At 48.8% G+C, this 18,763-nt stretch carries 14 protein-coding genes; 10 read left to right on the top strand and 4 right to left on the bottom strand.

All coding sequences use genetic code 11. From position 1 onward, the window contains the following. The first annotated feature begins 4 nt into the window (after positions 1-4). A complete protein-coding gene (locus KIU71_RS16855) occupies positions 5-676 on the top strand; it encodes a response regulator (protein ID WP_250207607.1) in 672 nt (223 codons plus the stop codon). A gap of 53 nt (positions 677-729) precedes the next feature. Then, a complete protein-coding gene (locus KIU71_RS16860; protein WP_214132528.1) occupies positions 730-1,233 on the top strand; it encodes a hypothetical protein in 504 nt (167 codons plus the stop codon). Positions 1,234-1,240: 7 nt separating this feature from the next. On the opposite strand, the gene KIU71_RS16865 is transcribed toward KIU71_RS16860, so the two are convergent. Beyond that, positions 1,241-4,630, bottom strand: coding sequence for a PAS domain-containing hybrid sensor histidine kinase/response regulator (locus KIU71_RS16865; RefSeq protein ID WP_214132529.1), 3,390 nt, complete (start codon positions 4,628-4,630; stop codon positions 1,241-1,243). Positions 4,631-4,872: 242 nt separating this feature from the next. Between KIU71_RS16865 and grpE the strand changes: the two genes are divergently transcribed. The 5 genes from grpE (at position 4,873) to KIU71_RS16890 (ending at position 10,352) form a co-directional block, all read left to right on the top strand. Continuing rightward, positions 4,873-5,520, top strand: coding sequence for a nucleotide exchange factor GrpE (gene grpE / locus KIU71_RS16870; RefSeq protein ID WP_214132530.1), 648 nt, complete (start codon positions 4,873-4,875; stop codon positions 5,518-5,520). A 99-nt stretch (positions 5,521-5,619) separates the two neighbouring features. Further along, entirely contained in the window at positions 5,620-7,539 is a 1,920-nt protein-coding gene (gene dnaK / locus KIU71_RS16875) for a molecular chaperone DnaK (protein ID WP_214132531.1), read from the top strand. 128 nt (positions 7,540-7,667) lie between these two features. Then, on the top strand, positions 7,668-8,810 hold the full coding sequence (gene dnaJ / locus KIU71_RS16880) for a molecular chaperone DnaJ (RefSeq protein WP_214132532.1): 1,143 nt from the start codon (positions 7,668-7,670) through the stop codon (positions 8,808-8,810). 119 nt (positions 8,811-8,929) lie between these two features. After that, positions 8,930-9,409, top strand: a complete 480-nt coding sequence (locus KIU71_RS16885) for a c-type cytochrome (protein ID WP_214132533.1) — start codon at positions 8,930-8,932, stop codon at positions 9,407-9,409. Between the two features lie 238 nt (positions 9,410-9,647). Beyond that, on the top strand, positions 9,648-10,352 hold the full coding sequence (locus KIU71_RS16890; protein WP_214132534.1) for a hypothetical protein: 705 nt from the start codon (positions 9,648-9,650) through the stop codon (positions 10,350-10,352). A gap of 10 nt (positions 10,353-10,362) precedes the next feature. Here the strand turns inward: KIU71_RS16890 and KIU71_RS16895 are convergent, their stop codons facing one another. From KIU71_RS16895 to KIU71_RS16905, 3 genes are read right to left on the bottom strand one after another with little or no spacing between them, the layout of a single operon-like run. Then, positions 10,363-11,043, bottom strand: coding sequence for a cytochrome b/b6 domain-containing protein (locus KIU71_RS16895; protein ID WP_214132535.1), 681 nt, complete (start codon positions 11,041-11,043; stop codon positions 10,363-10,365). 3 nt (positions 11,044-11,046) lie between these two features. Continuing rightward, on the bottom strand, positions 11,047-12,561 hold the full coding sequence (locus KIU71_RS16900) for a PH domain-containing protein (RefSeq protein WP_214132536.1): 1,515 nt from the start codon (positions 12,559-12,561) through the stop codon (positions 11,047-11,049). 4 nt (positions 12,562-12,565) lie between these two features. Further along, positions 12,566-13,099, bottom strand: a complete 534-nt coding sequence (locus tag KIU71_RS16905; protein WP_214132537.1) for a PH domain-containing protein — start codon at positions 13,097-13,099, stop codon at positions 12,566-12,568. Positions 13,100-13,272: 173 nt separating this feature from the next. Between KIU71_RS16905 and dapB the strand changes: the two genes are divergently transcribed. The 3 genes from dapB (at position 13,273) to carB (ending at position 18,719) form a co-directional block, all read left to right on the top strand. Then, complete coding sequence (dapB, locus tag KIU71_RS16910; protein ID WP_214132538.1) at positions 13,273-14,091, top strand: 4-hydroxy-tetrahydrodipicolinate reductase; 819 nt, start codon at positions 13,273-13,275, stop codon at positions 14,089-14,091. Positions 14,092-14,331: 240 nt separating this feature from the next. Further along, positions 14,332-15,477: a glutamine-hydrolyzing carbamoyl-phosphate synthase small subunit gene (gene carA, locus KIU71_RS16915; RefSeq protein ID WP_214132539.1), complete on the top strand. Its 1,146-nt coding sequence runs from the start codon at positions 14,332-14,334 to the stop codon at positions 15,475-15,477. An 11-nt stretch (positions 15,478-15,488) separates the two neighbouring features. Continuing rightward, positions 15,489-18,719, top strand: a complete 3,231-nt coding sequence (carB, locus tag KIU71_RS16920) for a carbamoyl-phosphate synthase large subunit (RefSeq protein ID WP_214132540.1) — start codon at positions 15,489-15,491, stop codon at positions 18,717-18,719. Positions 18,720-18,763 lie beyond the last annotated feature (44 nt).

The following is an 18,763-nucleotide window of genomic DNA, read 5'->3' on the forward strand; positions in this document are numbered from 1 at the left end:
TCCCATGATGACAACGCATATTCAGACACCTTTTAAAACCAACGTTCTCATTGCAGACGACCATCCGCTCTTCAGAGCGGCGATGCGCCGTGCACTGCATGATGTGATAGATGGAGAAATACTTGAAGTGGATGCGTTTCAGGGCGCGCGTTTGCAATTGCAAGAAAATCAAGACATTGAACTGGTATTTCTTGATTTATCGATGCCCGGCAATGAGGGGCTCACGGGTTTAACGCAGCTACGCAACGAGTTCCCAAATACGTTAGTGGTGATTGTTTCTGCGCAGGACGAGGCGGGGCTTATCCGTCGTGCAATGACACTCGGCAGCAGTGGCTACATACCGAAATCAACGCCATTACCACAAATTGTAGAGGCAGTTAAAACCGTTCTTAATGGTGAAAACTGGTTGCCTAGCGACATAGTACTTGATGTTGCGGAAACACAAGAGGACCAGTTTTTAGCCAAACTAGCTCAGCTGACTCCCCATCAATTCACGGTATTAAAACTGATCGCTAATGGATTACTGAATAAACAGATTGCGCATGAACTGAGCATCTCTGAGTCCACCGTCAAACAACATGTTTCCGCCGTACTCAAAAAACTGAATGTGATCAATCGCACGCAGGCAAGTGTTATGTTTAGACAGATCATGAACACAGAGCCAACCGCTAAATAAACCCTTTTTTGTCCGGTAGCGTATTGATTTTTAACCAATACCGGATGTCTCTTATGTCGCAACCATTTTCATGCTCTATCAGTCACAATGTTATGCGGATCCGCTTTCTGTCAAATTGGGATCATCGGCGTGACTACGCTGCTATGTATAATGCGACAGGGCACATTGCAAAAACTGCATTCAGGCAACAACAATGGGCACTGTGGGTAGACTGGAACAACTGGTTGATACAAATTCCTGAAGAAGAGCGCATTTGTTTGCGCACCATTCAGCGCCATATTGCGGCAGGGCTGAGTCACATTGTTCATGTGACTCAGCACAACCCTGTTACCGAGTGGCAGCTAAATAACGTGGCAAGTCAGCACAACACCATTGAAGCGAAGCTGGTGGAAAAAGACGGGCAAGCGATTAAATGGTTGTGTAGTAAGGGGTATGATCCTGAGTGTATTGCGGTCGACATCAAACCCGAGTGGTTGTTGGCTACGGATGGATTTAACAACGAATTGACCTCACTGGGACTCGACCCAAAACTGTTCTCCGCTGACCACAACAAATAGCGTCGGCTTAGGGCCGATTCTGTAGTAACTGCTTTAACATTCTCTTCAGGGCAGCTGGTTTCACCGGTTTAGGCAGATAGCGTAGCCCCGCATTTAAGGCTAGTTCTCGGATGGAATCATCTCGATTAGCCGTGGTTAAAATACCCGGTACGGTTTTTTTCCAGAGGCGAGTCGCCTGAATAACCGCTTCCGTTCCTGTTTCGTCACCATTGAGATGGAAGTCGACCAACATAACGTCAGGTGCAGTTGGACATACCTGCTCAATATGAGCGTATCCATCAGTCACCAGCACGGTGGCTCCCCATTGTGCGAGCAGCGCCGACATTGCCGCCTGGATCTGTGTGTCATTTTCAATGAGCAAAACACGCTGCTCATGCAGAAATGCTTCCTCAGTCCAATCGATACGAGGCTCGTGTTGCACCGAGTGACTGATGAAAGAAGCGTTTGGCATGGCGGCGGTGGGAACGGTGATGGTAAAACACGTACCACGACCAAACTCTGAACGCATGTCCACGTTGTGATCCAACAGGGTTGCCATGCGATCAACAATCGTCAGACCCAGACCCAAACCTAGTGCTTTAGCGTGAGGGTTGACCTGATGAAATTCATCGAAAATAGCGCGTTGCTGCGAGGGCTCGATACCAATACCATTGTCAGCCACTACGATGCGTGCAGCGTCACTTTGCGGTGTGCGACGCATTCCAATCAACACTTTTGCCCCGCCTTGATCTTTTGCGTAGCGAATGGCATTAGACAGCAAGTTTTGCAGAATCCGACGCAAGAGTTTTTTGTCTGAATGCAGCACTATTTGGCTGGGCACATAGCGGATTTCAACCTGTTTTTGCTGGGCGATAACGCTGAATTCGGTCAGTAAAGATCGCATTAAATCGTTAAAACTAAACTGTCCGCGATTGGGCTGCAACACGCCCGATTCCAGTTTCGTCATGTCTAGCAATGTATTTAAAAGCGACTCTGCACTGTTTAGCGATTGCTCTATACCTTGACTGATATCGCGAATAGCGGGGTCGATAGCGCTACTGTTAGCGCGCTGAGTTAACATCGAAGCATACAGTACCGCGGCATTAAAAGGTTGCAACAAGTCATGTCCGGCAGCGGCTAAAAACTTTGTTTTACTGACGTTGGCGCGATCGGCGGCATCCCGTGCCTTCTCTAACTGCTGCGTACGTTGTGTGACGCGGTTTTCAAGATCGGTTTTCGCCAGCCTGAGTTCATCCTGAATACGAATATAGTCACTGATATCGCTGTAGGTCGTCACATATCCGCCATTGGGCAACGGGCTGCCGTTGATTTCAATTGTCTTGTGGTCAGATTGCTTGCGCACATATTTGTATTCACTGCCGTGGCGCATATAGCTAATACGTTTCTCAATTTCAGCATCAATATCATCGACATCACCAAAAAGTCCGCGTTGGGCATTCGCGTACAAGATGCTGCGTATTGGCAGACCCACTTTGATAAAGTCGCTAGGGTAGTCGAACATCTCGATATATCGGTCATTCCATGCCAACAACGTGAGGTCACGGTCAAGCACACTGATCCCCTGTTGAATGTGCTGTACTGATGACTGCAAAACTTCGTGATTAAACTGTAAGGTTTGTGATGTCAGCTCAGCCAGTTCGACGCGTTCAGCCGTTGAGGTGCGGTCTGTAGTGGCGATGGTAGAGAGTAAAATCCGCGCACCTGCGTTGCCGACCTGCGCGGCCAGCAGTTGTTCGCAACGCGATACCATCGAACCACTGGCAATGGCGGTCTGTGAACTATGACCCACCTGGCTGGCAATATCTTCATACTGCGAGGCAGGGAGTACGCGTTGCAGCAACGCCAATAAATCGGCAACCTTCACCATCATCAGGGGGAAGCTGTCATCCTCTGACAGTGGGCGATTCTGCGTGTTTTTGATCAGCAATGAGATACCGAAATGTACCGCAAAGTTGATGGCTAAGCTGGAAACAAAGCCCAGACCGAGGGTTTGGTCCGTGGGTGTTGGCGCGAAATAATAGGTCGCGGTAATGCTTGGCCACAATAGCCAGCTGAACCAGCAGATGCCGCCAGCGAGAATACCCAACCACGCTGCCAGTGGGTGAGAACGACCCCAGTACAGAGAGATCACGATGGCAGGCATTAACTGGGCCAGTAACGCGATGGCGATGGTACCGCTTTGAACCAGCGGTGTAGATTGGCTGATGTTTACATGATAGGCATAGGCGAGCGACAACACGACCAGTACCGTTAAGCGTCGAATCGTTAAGATTTGCGCAGTGGGCATGGGCTTCTGGCCAGTGGTGGCCAAGGTGAAACGCAACCAAATTGGGGTCACAAGGTTGTTGGAAATCATAATCCCCAGTGCCAACGTGGCCACGATCACCATTGACGTTGCTGCGCTGATACCGCCGATAAATGCAATCACGGATACCGCGCTATTTTGCTGCGCGATCGGTATGGCTAATGCAAAACTGTCTGATGAGAACTGGGCCGGGTCAAGTTGCATTTTCCCCGCTAAGGCGATGGGCAGAATAAATACTGTCATCACCAGTAAGTAGAGTGGAAATGCCCATCGAGCGGTGCGCAACTCGCGCTCGCCATTATTCTCGACAAACGTGATATGGAACTGCCGAGGTAAACAAAATGCGGCACACACGCCTAATAGAATGTGGCAGACGTACACCCACCATGCGCTATGGGTGGTCAACACTTCACGTGCGAGCGGGTGCTCAGTCGCTGAAACGATCAAATCCAGAGGGCCGCCATACAGATAAAAACACACATACACACCAACGCTGACAATACCAATAAGCTTGAGCACAGATTCAAAAGCGATGCTGGTCATTAGCCCAGGATGCTTTTCGGTCAGGCTCAATGTACGCGTACCAAACAAGATGGCGAACAGTGCCATCAAGCCAGCAACATACAATCCAATACCTGCAGTTTGTGGCGTGTTTTCACTGGATATTAAGGTTAACGACAACGTAATGGCGTCGAGTTGCAGTGCGATATAGGGCACGACACCAACAAAACAAATCAGCGTGACCAGCACGCCGAGCCCAAAACGATTCTGATACCGTGAGCCAATAAAGTCCGCGAGTGAGCTGATTTGTTGCGTTTGGCAATACTTTGCGATTTTGAGCAGTACACTGAAGGCCAGAACAAACACCAAAATCATGCCGATATAGGTGGGAACAAACGCCCAACCGTATTGTGCCGCTTGCGTGGTGGTGCCAAAAAATGCCCAGGATGTGCAGTGTACGCCCAGTGCCAGACTGTAAATAAGGGGGTGTTGCTGATGTTCAGATTTACGTCGGTCTGCCCAAAATGCGATAGCAAATAAAATAATCAGGTAGACCGCGATAATGGCAGACACCGTCCATAAATTAAACATAGCCGATTTCTAAACGCTTACTATGCACAAACATTAACACAGTCAATTCTCCAATGTCCTTGATATTCAGCGATTTTTACCCTGTTTTCATGCGGTCGTTAAGACAGGTTATGCTTTATCGCATCAGCAAATCTAAAAAATATCCGTAAAAGTCGTGTGGATACCCTTGATCCGTTCCTAACCAACCCCATAAATGCCAGCAGCAAATCGGGTTACATAGACACAAACTATTGGAGGGCTGCATGAGCGACCACCGCGACGTGCAAAATCAAAATGAGTCTCAGGCGAATGATGACGCTGAGCTTGAACAAAACGCAAACACCGAAGAGTTCGCCGAAGGCGCATCAGCAGATGCTGCACCTGCTGAGGGTGAGCTGGAATCTTCCGAAGCGGTGATCGCCGCACTGGAGGGTGAATTGGCCGCTGCACAAGCGACGATAGAAGGCCAGAAAGAAGGTGTACTGCGAGCGCGCGCTGAAATGGAAAATGCAAAACGTCGCGCAGAGGGCGAGGTAGAGAAAGCGCGCAAGTTTGCGCTTGAGCGGTTTGCCGGTGAGCTTTTGCCCGTCGTGGATAACCTAGAGCGCGCATTGCAGGTGGCTGACGCCGAAAACGACGCGGTAAAGCCGCTTCTGGAAGGTGTTGAGTTAACCATGAAGTCGTTTATGACGACAATCAGCAAGTTTGGAATGGAGCTTATCGATCCGCAAGGTGAGAGCTTCAATCCTGAACTGCATCAGGCGATGTCAATGCAGGAGTCTGCAGACGTTGAGCCGAACACCGTGATTGCGGTGATGCAGAAAGGTTATCAATTGAACGGTCGACTTTTACGCCCCGCCATGGTGATGGTGTCGCGTGCCCCGGAAGGCGGCGTGGATACGCAAGCCTAGTCGCTTCAATTGAAACAATTTACGTGGTGGTGTGTTGAATTTAATGACAAAGCCCCCACAACTAACGCAGGTATTTGAAACAGTTTTTGGAGACACGCAATGGGTAGAATCATTGGTATCGATTTAGGTACAACAAATTCATGTGTCGCAGTTCTAGACGGCGACAAAGCAAAAGTTATTGAAAATGCAGAAGGCGAGCGCACAACCCCGTCGATCATCGCTTATGCAAATGATGGTGAAACGTTAGTTGGTCAGCCAGCGAAGCGTCAGGCGGTCACTAACCCGGCCAATACGTTGTTTGCGATCAAACGTTTGATAGGACGTCGCTTTGAAGATAAAGAAGTGCAGCGTGATATCGATATTATGCCGTACAAAATCATCAAGGCAGATAATGGCGACGCTTGGGTTGAAGCGAAAGGCGAGAAAATGGCGCCACCGCAAATCTCTGCAGAAGTATTGAAGAAAATGAAGAAAACCGCTGAGGACTATCTTGGTGAGACAGTAACCGGTGCCGTTATCACAGTACCCGCTTACTTCAATGACTCTCAGCGCCAAGCAACCAAAGATGCTGGCCGAATTGCCGGTCTTGATGTCAAGCGTATCATCAACGAACCGACTGCCGCTGCGTTGGCTTACGGCATGGACAAGAAAAAAGGCGACAATGTGGTTGCCGTGTATGACCTTGGTGGTGGTACCTTTGATATTTCAATCATTGAGATTGATGAAGTTGACGGTGAGCATACCTTCGAAGTATTAGCGACCAATGGTGATACTCACTTAGGTGGTGAAGATTTCGATAACCGCATGATCACGTATCTCGTCGACGAATTTAAGAAAGATCAAGGCTTCGACCTACGTAAAGATCCTCTTGCCATGCAGCGTTTGAAAGAAGCTGGCGAGAAAGCAAAAATCGAATTGTCATCAGCGCAGCAGACCGAAGTGAACTTGCCGTATATTACCGCTGATTCTTCAGGTCCTAAGCACCTCGCGATCAAGGTGACGCGTGCGAAACTTGAATCGTTAGTTGAAGATATGGTGAAAGCCACACTAGGCCCGGTTAAGCAGGCATTGGCTGATGCTGACCTTAGTGTGGGTGATGTGAACGACATCATCATGGTCGGTGGTCAAACACGTATGCCGTTAGTGCAGAAGTACGTGTCTGAATTCTTTGGCAAAGAGCCGCGTAAAGATGTTAACCCTGATGAGGCCGTTGCTGTTGGTGCCGCTATCCAAGGTGGCGTGCTATCAGGTGACGTGAAAGACGTATTGCTATTGGACGTTACCCCTCTGTCTCTGGGTATCGAAACCATGGGCGGCGTAATGACCGCATTGATCGAAAAGAACACGACAATCCCGACGAAGAAGTCGCAAACCTTCTCAACGGCGGAAGATAACCAATCCGCGGTCACGGTTCACGTGCTTCAGGGTGAGCGCAAGCAAGCAGCCGGGAACAAGTCGTTAGGGCAATTTAATCTCGAAGGTATTCGTGCCGCTGCACGGGGCACGCCTCAGATTGAAGTGACTTTCGATATCGATGCCGACGGTATTTTGCATGTATCAGCGAAAGATAAAGATACAGGCAAAGAACAGAAGATCACGATTAAAGCATCTTCTGGTCTGAGCGATGAAGAAGTCGAAAAAATGGTGCAGGACGCCGAAGCGAATAAAGAGTCAGACAAGAAGTTTGAAGAATTGGTACAAGCTCGCAATCAGGCCGATGGTCTGATCCACGGAACGCGTAAGCAAGTCGAAGAAGCGGGCGATGCATTACCTGCGGATGATAAGGCAACGATTGAAGCGGCTGTAGACGCACTTGAAACTGCGCGTAAAGGCGAAGATAAAGCGGAAATCGAAGCCAAGACGCAAGAGCTTATTCAGGCTTCGGCTAAACTCATGGAAATTGCGCAAGCCAGTGCGCAACAAGCCGGCGCTGAGCAGCCTGCTGATGAAACTCAGGCAAAAAGCGACGATGACGTTGTAGATGCTGAGTTTGAAGAAGTGAAAGACGACAAGAAGTAGCAATTATTTGGGGTGTATTCTTACGCCCCCTAATTGTCTAGCAGGCAAAGGCGTAGCAGTTTTTCTGACTACGCCTTTTTGCCGACAGAGTCACAAATCAGTTGTAAAAGGTGAGACCAGCAAAGCGTATGTCAAAACGAGATTACTACGAAGTATTGGGTGTCGAAAAAGGCGCTACCGAGCGTGATATTAAAAAAGCTTATAAAAAGCTAGCAATGAAATATCACCCTGACCGGACGGCGGGCGATAAGGCGCTTGAAGAAAAGTTTAAAGAAATTCAAGAAGCCGTTGAAGTGCTCACCGATGAACGCAAGCGCGCCGCTTACGATCAATACGGCCACGCAGGTGTCGATCCAAACCGCGGAGGTGGCGGTGGTTTCGGCGGAGGCGCTGATTTCGGTGATATCTTCGGTGATGTTTTTGGCGATATCTTTGGTGGCGGCGGTCGCGGAGGTCGTCAGTCGCGTGCGCGCGGCGGTGCGGACTTGCGCTATAACCTAGAGCTCTCACTGGAAGAAGCGGTTCGTGGAAAAGACGTCGAAATTCGCGTCCCCACCTTGGTAGAGTGTGACGTGTGCGACGGTTCAGGTGCGAAGAAAGGTTCCACGCCGACAACATGCCCAACGTGTCATGGCAATGGCCAAGTACAAATGCGCCAGGGATTCTTTGCGGTTCAACAAACCTGTCCAACCTGTTCTGGCAAAGGCAAAATCATTAGCGATCCTTGCGGCAGCTGCCGTGGTCAGGGGCGCAAAGAGAAAACCAAAACGTTATCGGTGAAAGTACCTGCTGGGGTCGACACCGGTGATCGCATTCGTCTAACGGGCGAGGGTGAGGCCGGCGAACATGGCGCGCCTGCAGGCGATCTGTACGTTCAGGTACATGTCAAAGAGCATAAGATTTTTGCTCGCGATGGCAATAATCTCTACTGCGAAGTCCCGCTTAGCTTCACCACGGCGGCGCTGGGTGGAGAGCTTCAGGTACCCACCTTGGACGGTAAAGTAAAGTTAAAGATTACGCCAGAGACGCAAACCGGCAGGATGTTCAGGTTACGGGGCAAAGGTGTTAAGTCGGTCCGCAGTGGTGCTGTCGGCGATTTGATGTGCAAAGTGGTTGTTGAGACGCCGGTCAATTTGTCGTCTCGTCAGAAAGAACTACTTCAGGAGTTGGATGAGTCAATGGGAAGTGGTCAGGACATTTCTAAACACCGCCCGAAGGAGCAAGGCTTCTTTGATGGTGTTAAAAAATTCTTTGATGACCTAACCAACTAAGCGATTAGTCAACCGAAAGCCCCTTCATCAGAAAGGGGCTTTTTTTATGGCCTTTACCTATACTGTGATCCCAGTAATAATAAAATCTATTAAGCTGTTTATGTGTTTAAGGAAAAATAATGAAAAAATCAGTTACCGTAGTATTGGCTGCCGGCCTCAGTGTTTGTGCTGCTTTATCGACACCAGTGATGGCGGAGCCTGCAACGAGTGAGAAGCAGGCTGCCAATACTGTTCAATTTCGGCAGGCACTACTTCAGTTGGTCCGCAGCAACATGGGCCCACTGGGTGCGATGGCGAAAGGTCACATTGCTTATGACGAAAACGTCATGAAAACGAACGGTTTACGTATTGAGCAGTTATCGATGATGATGACCGATTACTTTGCGACCGATACCTCAGGTTTTGACGTGGAAACCGATGCACTGCCGAAAATTTGGCAGAATATGACTGATTTTGAAGACAAAGTGTCGGCGATGACTAAAGCGGCTGAAGCGTTACAGATAGCCGCCAGCAGTGCTGACGAAGGTCGCTACCGCAGTGCTATCGGCGAACTAGGGGCATCCTGCAAGGGCTGCCATGACGAATATAAGAAAGATTAATGCTTACCCCTAATGGCTGCCGTTAACGGCAGCCTTTTCATCCCCTTCAATCACTTAATCGTTTTTAATCGTTTTTAATTGTTGATTGGTCTGATTTTTTGCGCTACCGTGTCAACGTGTCAAAAAAATGACGTCAAGATCATTACCCATGACACAGTAAGATAAGCATCAATTAAGAATGCTGTCTTTACGCGCTAATTATAATCAATCGGTTGAATCCGATACTTAGGGGATACACATGCGTTCAATATTATTCGTATTGGCGATGGTTGTTTGCAATCCATCGTCCGCCAACTTTATACCGTTCAATGATACTGCCTCCGGCACGTATGGATTCGAAGATACCAGTACCAACACACAGTGGCTAAGCTTAGAATTGAGTTTAGGGCAAACACTTGCTGATTCATTAGCTCAGTTTTCATCATTGGGCTATAAATTGGCCACAGGTGCACAAGTATTCAGTCTGCTCGATACTTTTTTCACAGCAGATATGCTGAACGGTAAGTTCGTGGATACGGCTCGTTCAAATCGCATTGCCTGCGGTCCTGCCACAGATTGCTACGCCTCTGGGCTTGATTGGCAAGCGCTATTTTTACCGAACTTAGTCTCTGAGCCGGATATCGAAAACGGTGTCGTTAATGAAGAAAAGCGCAGTGCCATGGGACTATTCGATGCGGGGAATACCGTTGCTGGAGCTCCGGCATTTAATTTGGGGGGAACTTATGTGCGCCCCAATATCCTCAATTATGTTTACAACGACACCTTTACCCAGTACACCGTCGCCGACAATAACACGGTGTTTCGGTACGGTTTTTTTCTGGTGAATGCGCCGCAGCTGCAAATTGAGCCGGTTGTGCCCACGGTGAACGAACCATCAAGTCTAGCAATACTTGTCTTGGCATTGGCTGGAGTCGCAGCGAAACGTGGCCGCCTTAACAACTAAGGTTCCATCCTTACCACATCGGTTCAGGTTGCGGTGGCCACACCGCGACCAACAAATAAACGAACAGCCCAATCAGTGCGGCGACTCCCACCGCGAGCAAAAGTCGAGATGATTTGATCGCGGGGCTGGAAACCTTTTTTTTGCCGGTAATCATTGCTCCGATCAAGTTGTTTTTCTTGTAAAACTGATAAAACAAGACGGCAGCAATGTGAAGCGCGACGATGATCAATAAAACATCGAACAGATTGAAGTGAACAAACTCCATCCACTCTTTCACGTTCTCGTCGGCCAGAGCACGGTACGGGCCATCTGAAAAAATATCATCGCTAACAAACAATCCACTCACCGCTTGCAGCGCGATGAGTATCAGCATCACAATCACCATCCAGCCGCCCATGGGGTTGTGGCTTGCATGCGGTGTAGAATGCCTGTCGGTTACGGTTTTTGCGTACTGCCATGTTGCACCCGGCGAGTAAATAAAGGCTGTAAAGCGCGCATACCGCGTACCGACAAATCCCCAACAGAGACGAAAGAGCACCAGTGCTAACAGGCAATAGCCGATAGTAAAGTGCCAATCAATCGCATTATCTAAAATCTTTGCAGTCAACCATTGCGCTGCAAAGCCTGCGACTAACAGCCAGTGAAAAAGTCGTGTGGGAATGTCCCACACTAACGTGTTAGGTTTATTCATCGTTCACATCCAGGCCTTATCAGTTTGCATCGATTGAGTCAGCGCCGCATTGACTAAAGTCGCGGCCGTTTCTTCAGGTACAAAAGGAATGTTGGCTAGATGCGAGGCGTAATTCAGCTTGGCGCTCGCAAGCCCTTGTTTCTTTTGCAATACACTCTGTTGAAAACACGTATTTTGGCTCTTATACAGCGGATAAACGGACAGTTTCGTGCCAAGCAATCCGTTTCTGATATACACAAATTCGCGGGTTATGTGATAACCCCAACGGTACCACCGTAATGTAATTAATATCGCTAGCAGCAAAGGGATGAGCAACCAAAGGAAACTCAGCACATCGGCGGTCTCTTGACAGTGTCTGATGATCAATAGTACAGCCATCACTAGCGAGGGTAATACCAGAATCATCATATAACGCATAATATACCGAGGGCTAATAGCGCTAAAGAAAACGTCGTAAGGGGAAGGGTGAGCAAAGCCATGCTGAGCAAGTGATGATGCCTGCGATGGCGTGACGGAGGGGACTATCAACGATTTAACGCTGCCATTTTGATGCTGAGCAGCACCTTTGATTTGCTTGAATGTGAGGTTAACCCGGCCAAACACTCTGTCGAGCCAGTTCTGTTTGTACTCTATGTGTTGAATACGACTGACTTTTGCGCTGGTCTGATAGCGTGTCAGCAAGCCGCTTTGCCGTTTGAGCCTGCCCGCTTCTGAAAACAAGCGATACCCATGAAACGAAATGATCGAGCCACCGATCGATAGCAACAGCACAAACGCAATAAAGAGGATTATCGTGGAAGCGACGATCACACTGAACAGTAACAAGCCTTGCTCAGACACGGAGAACAATTGCTCAACGTTAAAAAATGACAGGGTGTCGTCCAGTTGACGCAGTGCATCATCAATAAAGGGAGATAGCGCCGCCAATACTAAGAATACACGGTTGTTGGTGATCCCGTGGATGACCAAGTCGCTTATGTTACGTTCCAGCAAGGGGGAAGCCGATGCGGGAACCGATGTCGAGGTCTCAGTTGCTGTTAGGGTGGACATGGTGGAGGCGGTCTGCTGAACCACTTCGCGCAACGTTTCAGCATTGGCGACAGTCATTGCCACAATGGTTGCTTCTTGCTTAGCCGAACCTGCGGTGTCAAAAATCACCACACAGCTATCACTCATGCGATAGTAAAATGGCTGCTCGATTTTGACATCCTGAATTTTGTCGAACGGGATGTTCAATCTGAGTTTGCTAAATAATCCTCTGCGAATATCAATTTGTTGGCCTTCAATTTTAAATTGAAAGGTGAGGTACGCAGAAACCACATAGGCAATTAATAGGCAAAAAAGGGCGCTTAAGATAGCGTATCCCCACAGTGTATTTTGGTTGAAAAAACTGCGCACTCCCAGAAACATCGGCACTAAAACGATCACATTCGCAATAACAGCTCGAATAAGCTTGTCAATAAAGTACAGCATGGCAACTGGCTTTACACGTTGCCACCCACTAAATTGCTCTAGCATGGCGTCAGTCATCTGGGTTGTCGGTTTGTGCGAGCAGGCGGCTACGAAGTTCATGTGCGACCGGCGTAGGTAAGCCAGGAATCGAAAATGTTTGCAACGCACTACCGGCTGAATACACATGTAATTGTGCCAGGTTGGCAATGCGGTCAACCGGGCCCTGACTCACTTCGATATGTTGGATACGTGATGCAGGCTGTGAAATCAGCGACCGGCTGAGCAACCCATGTTGATAACTGATATCTGCGCTTCGTACCGCATACCGTTTATGGCCGTCAGCCAACCAGCGATAAAAAATGACTAAAGCTATCAATAGGGAGACACCGATAAACAATTCGGTTTCCCACACTCTGAACGGTTGAGGTAGCTCAACCTCAGTAAAATAGGCTGTGAACCACGCAATCCCGATAATCACAGCGCCCATCACGCTGCCTAATGCGCAACGAATGTGGCGATAATGTGATGCTAACGGCTGCAGTTCGAGCTCATCCAGCGTGTACCGATCAGCAATGCTTTCTTGTTCTTTGTCAGTGGAGTTCATCAATCGTGGTTATTACCTGTGCCGTGGAAGTTTATTCAACCTTTACCATCAAGAGGCGCTGGTCTCGTCATGGACTTGTATGGCATAGTTTGCCCCAGTTAATCGTCGGAATAAACTGGTTTAGAGACCGGTTGAGTCGCACGGTGCTAAACCGCAAGTGATTAAGGAATTTTATGAAGGTGGCAATCTTAGGTGCGAACGGTCGCATGGGGCGGGCATTGTTAGAGGCGGTGGATAGTACCCAGGGCATTTCACTGGGCGCCACGTGTGTGCGAGAGACTTCAGCGTATCTCGGGCAGCGGGCTGGGCAATTGGTGCATTTGGATCATGACGCTGACACGGAAATAACAACACTAACCAAAGACACCCTGTTGGGGTGTAGCGTGGTGATTGACTTTACCTTACCCGAGACACTAGAACATCACTTAGCAATATGCGCTGAGGCTAAGACACCTATGATTATTGGCACCACGGGATTAAGCTCAACGCAACGCGACTGCCTCGACTCCTACGCCCAGCGCTTACCGATTGTGTTTGCGGCCAATTACAGTGTGGGAGTCACGTTAATGGCACGGTTGTGTCAGGTCGCCGCGAGTCGTCTGGCCGACTCGGCGGATATTGAGATCATCGAAGCCCATCATCGGCATAAACGTGATGCTCCTTCAGGAACGGCGATGTTAATCGGTGAAGCAATTGCACAGCAAACCAACCGTAATTTAGAAACTGACGGCGTCTACGCCCGACACGGCGATATGGGTGAGCGGGAACAACGTAGTATTGGGTTTTCGACAATTCGAGGTGGCGATATTATCGGTGAGCACACCGCGCTATTTGCGGATGTTGGTGAACGTTTAGAAATTACTCATAAAGCGAGCAGTCGACAAACCTTTGCGCTTGGTGCGTTGCGCGCTGCGCGTTGGATTATCGACAAACCGGCGGGTTTGTACAGCATGGAAAATGTTTTGGATTTGAAAGATATTTTATCTTTTTAGAGCGTTTGTTTTAAAAAATGTCCTTACACTGCGTTTTAATAAATTAACTGGATTTCGTTAGACCTGCATTTCTGCATGATGTATACTCAGTGGAATTTGCCAAAAATCCGCGCTTTAGTCTGTTAAAGCGCTATTTTAGTAGCTGCAAAGGCCGCAAGTGAGCAAAGGATGCTCATTTTTCGTCATGCATTTAGTGTTTTTACAGTAAATGCTTGGGTTAACTTATTTTTGGAGGTTGACTTGGCTTATTCTGCCCTGTTAGTGCTTGAAGATGGTTCTGTTTTCAAAGGCACTTCAATTGGTGCTGACGGTACCACTGTCGGAGAAGTTGTTTTTAATACGTCAATGACGGGTTACCAAGAAATTCTTACTGATCCATCCTACGCTGAACAAATCGTTACACTCACTTATCCTCATATCGGTAACACCGGGACTAATGCTCAAGATGTCGAATCCAATGCCGTTCACGCGAAGGGATTGATTATCCGAGATCTTCCGCTGCTGGCGAGCAACTTCAGAAGCGAACAATCCTTAAGTGATTACTTACGCGAGAATAATGTGGTGGCAATTGCGGATATTGATACCCGCCGCCTAACACGAATCTTGCGTGATAAAGGTGCGCAGAATGGCTGTATCATCGCCGACACATCCGCATCAGGGGCATCATTAAATGAAGCCACAGCCAGTGAAAAAGCCAACGCGTTTCCGGGCTTAAAGGGAATGGATTTGGCGAAAGTCGTTTCAACTAATGCGGTAACACAATGGACCGGTAATACCTGGGCGTTAGGAAAAGGCTATCAAGCGGCGCCTGATTCAACTTTTCATGTAGTCGCCTATGATTTCGGCGCTAAGCACAACATTTTGCGTATGTTGGTTGAGCGCGGATGTAAAGTCACTTTGGTGCCTGCGCAAACCTCTGCAGAAGATGCGCTAGCGCTCAATCCAGATGGTATCTTCTTATCGAATGGGCCGGGTGACCCTGAACCCTGTGACTACGCAATCGCAGCAACCAAAGAGTTTTTAGCCAAAAACGTTCCGGTATTCGGTATTTGTCTGGGTCATCAACTCTTAGCGTTGGCCTGTGATGCGAAAACAGTAAAAATGAAGTTCGGCCATCATGGCGCTAACCATCCGGTCAAGGATATCGCTCGTAACGTGGTTATGATCACGAGCCAGAATCATGGTTTCGCGGTGGATGAAGCAAGTTTACCTGAGACACTAAAGGTCACTCACGTGTCTCTGTTTGATGGCTCATTACAGGGTATTGCTCATAAAACTAAACCGGCGTTTAGTTTTCAGGGGCACCCCGAAGCCAGTCCCGGTCCGCAAGATGCCTCTGCATTGTTCGACCATTTCATCACCCTGATGACCAATCAGCAACGCTAGGACATATTACGATGCCAAAACGTACCGACATAAACAGTATTCTTATCCTGGGGGCAGGCCCCATTGTGATTGGTCAAGCCTGCGAATTTGATTACTCCGGTGCTCAAGCCTGCAAAGCGCTGAGAGAAGAGGGCTATCGGGTTATTCTGGTTAACTCAAACCCAGCCACGATCATGACCGACCCTGAAATGGCCGATGCGACCTATATTGAGCCCATTCACTGGGAAGTGGTTAGAAAAATTATTGAGAAAGAGCGCCCTGATGCCGTGCTACCGACCATGGGCGGACAAACGGCGTTAAATTGCGCGCTTGATTTAAACAAGCACGGTGTGCTTGACGAGTTTAACGTTGAGTTAATTGGTGCAAGTGCTGACGCGATTGATAAGGCAGAGGATCGTGAACGCTTTGATCAGGCGATGAAATCTATTGGCCTAGAGTGCCCACATGCAGAGATAGCCCACTCTATTGAACAAGCGCATGATGTGCTTAGCCGTATTGGTTTTCCGTGTATTATTCGACCGTCGTTTACCATGGGCGGCACGGGCGGCGGTATTGCCTACAATATCGATGAATTTAACGAAATTTGTACGCGTGGTTTAGATTTATCGCCAACGAATGAATTACTGATTGATGAATCGTTAATTGGCTGGAAAGAATACGAAATGGAAGTTGTGCGTGATAAAAACGACAACTGCATTATCGTGTGTACCATTGAAAACTTCGACCCGATGGGTGTGCACACCGGCGACTCTATTACCGTAGCACCGGCGCAGACCCTGACCGACAAAGAATTCCAACTTATGCGTAATGCGGCAATGGCCGTGTTGCGTGAGATTGGCGTCGAAACGGGCGGATCCAACGTTCAGTTCGGGATTGACCCTAACACAGGCCGCATGGTGATCATTGAAATGAATCCACGCGTGTCTCGTTCTTCAGCCCTCGCGTCGAAGGCGACGGGCTTCCCAATTGCCAAAGTGGCCGCAAAATTAGCCGTTGGTTATACGCTGGATGAGCTTGCCAATGATATCACCGGTGGAGCAACACCGGCTTCGTTCGAACCTGCCATAGACTATGTCGTTACCAAGATCCCTCGCTTTAACTTTGAAAAATTTGCGGGTGCGAATGATCGCTTAACCACACAGATGAAATCAGTCGGTGAGGTGATGGCAATTGGTCGAAACCAACAGGAATCTTTGCAAAAGGCCCTGCGCGGCCTAGAAGTCGGGGCCAACGGTTTATCACCTATTTTGGATTTGAACGACTCTGATGCGCGTAACAAGCTGGTTTACGAGCTTAGAGAGCCGGGTGCCGAACGGATCTGGTATATCGGCGATGCGTTCAGAATGGGCATGAGTATTGACGAAGTGTTCGAATTGACCAACATCGATCGTTGGTATCTGGTGCAATTAGAGGAGCTTGTGCAGTTAGAAGCATTGGTTGAGCGACAAGGCGTAGCGCAAATTGATGGTGACCTAATGCGCACGCTTAAGCGTAAAGGCTTCTCTGACTCGCGCTTGGCTGAGCTGACGAATGTGGCAGAGAGTGATATCCGCGACATTCGGGTTAAACACAATGTACTGCCCGTGTATAAACGCGTTGATACGTGTGCTGCAGAATTTTCGACCAGCACCGCGTACATGTATTCTACTTATGATGAAGAGTGTGAAGCCAACCCCAGTGATCGTGATAAAATCATGGTATTGGGCGGCGGTCCAAACCGGATCGGTCAAGGTATTGAGTTTGATTACTGTTGTGTTCACGCTGCGCTTTCCATGCGTGAAGATGGCTATGAAACCATCATGGTTAACTGTAATCCTGAGACCGTGTCCACCGATTACGACACCTCAGATCGTCTGTATTTCGAACCGGTAACCTTGGAAGACGTACTGGAAATCGTGCGTGTAGAAAAGCCTAAAGGTGTGATTGTGCAATATGGCGGTCAGACGCCGCTCAAGCTGGCACGTGCGCTGGAAGAAAATGGCGTACCGATTATTGGTACGTCGCCGGATGCCATCGACCGAGCAGAAGATCGTGAGCGCTTCCAGCAAATGGTGAATAAGTTAGGCTTGAAACAGCCCGCCAACGCAACCGTGCGCAATATCGATGAAGCGCTATTGCGCGCAGAAGAGTTAGGATTCCCGTTGGTGGTCAGACCGTCTTATGTTTTGGGTGGTCGAGCGATGGAAATCGTTTACGACATGAAGGACCTGAAGCGCTATTTAAATGAGGCGGTTAAGGTGTCAAACGACTCGCCCGTACTGCTCGACCGTTTCCTTGATGATGCCGTAGAAGTTGACATAGACGCGATCAGTGATGGAAAAACGGTTGTCATCGGCGGGATCATGGAGCATATCGAACAGGCCGGGGTGCACTCTGGTGATTCGGCGTGTTCATTACCACCGTATTCTTTATCGAAAGACATTCAGGACGTGATGCGTGAACAGGTCAAAGCCATGGCCATTGAGCTTGGCGTGGTCGGCCTGATGAACACCCAGTTCGCAATCAAAGATGGCGAAGTCTATCTGATTGAAGTTAATCCGCGTGCGGCACGTACCGTGCCGTTCGTGTCTAAAGCAACGGGTTTGCCCATCGCTAAGATTGCTGCCCGCGCGATGGCGGGTCAATCGCTTGAATCACAAGGTGTCACGAAGGAAGTGATACCGCCGTTCTTCTCCGTCAAAGAAGTGGTTCTGCCTTTCGCTAAATTCCGTGGTGTTGACCCACTGTTGGGCCCGGAAATGCGTTCGACAGGTGAAGTCATGGGCGTAGGTGATACGTTTGAAGAAGCGTACGCCAAAGCGAATTTAGGTGCAGGCTCGCCCTTGCCAAAATCTGGAAAAGCGCTATTGTCTGTACGTGAGCATGACAAAACCAAACTGATTGGATTGGCTAAGGAGCTGGTTGCTAAGGGCTTTGAAATTGAAGCAACGCGTGGCACCGCCACCGTCTTATACGATGCCGGCATTGTAACTACCGTGGTCAACAAGCTTTCTGAAGGCCGCCCCAATATTGTTGATGCGATTAAAAACAAACGTTACACCTACATTGTGAACACCACCGAAGGTCGACAGGCAATCAATGATTCGGTGTACATTCGCAGAGAGGCGTTAGCGAGTAAAACGACGTACACGACAACCATCAACGCAGGCTTTGCAACGATCCGTGCAAAAGACTTTGACGATAAAGCAAACGTATCGTCTGTACAGGAATTGCATGAGCGTGTACGCCAGCGCGCTGAGTAAGTGACAAGTGCCGCACTACGCGGTATATTTCGAATCAAGTGCGC

The organism is Alteromonas oceanisediminis, assembly GCF_018474025.1.
GTDB classification, from domain to species: domain Bacteria; phylum Pseudomonadota; class Gammaproteobacteria; order Enterobacterales; family Alteromonadaceae; genus Alteromonas_E; species Alteromonas_E oceanisediminis.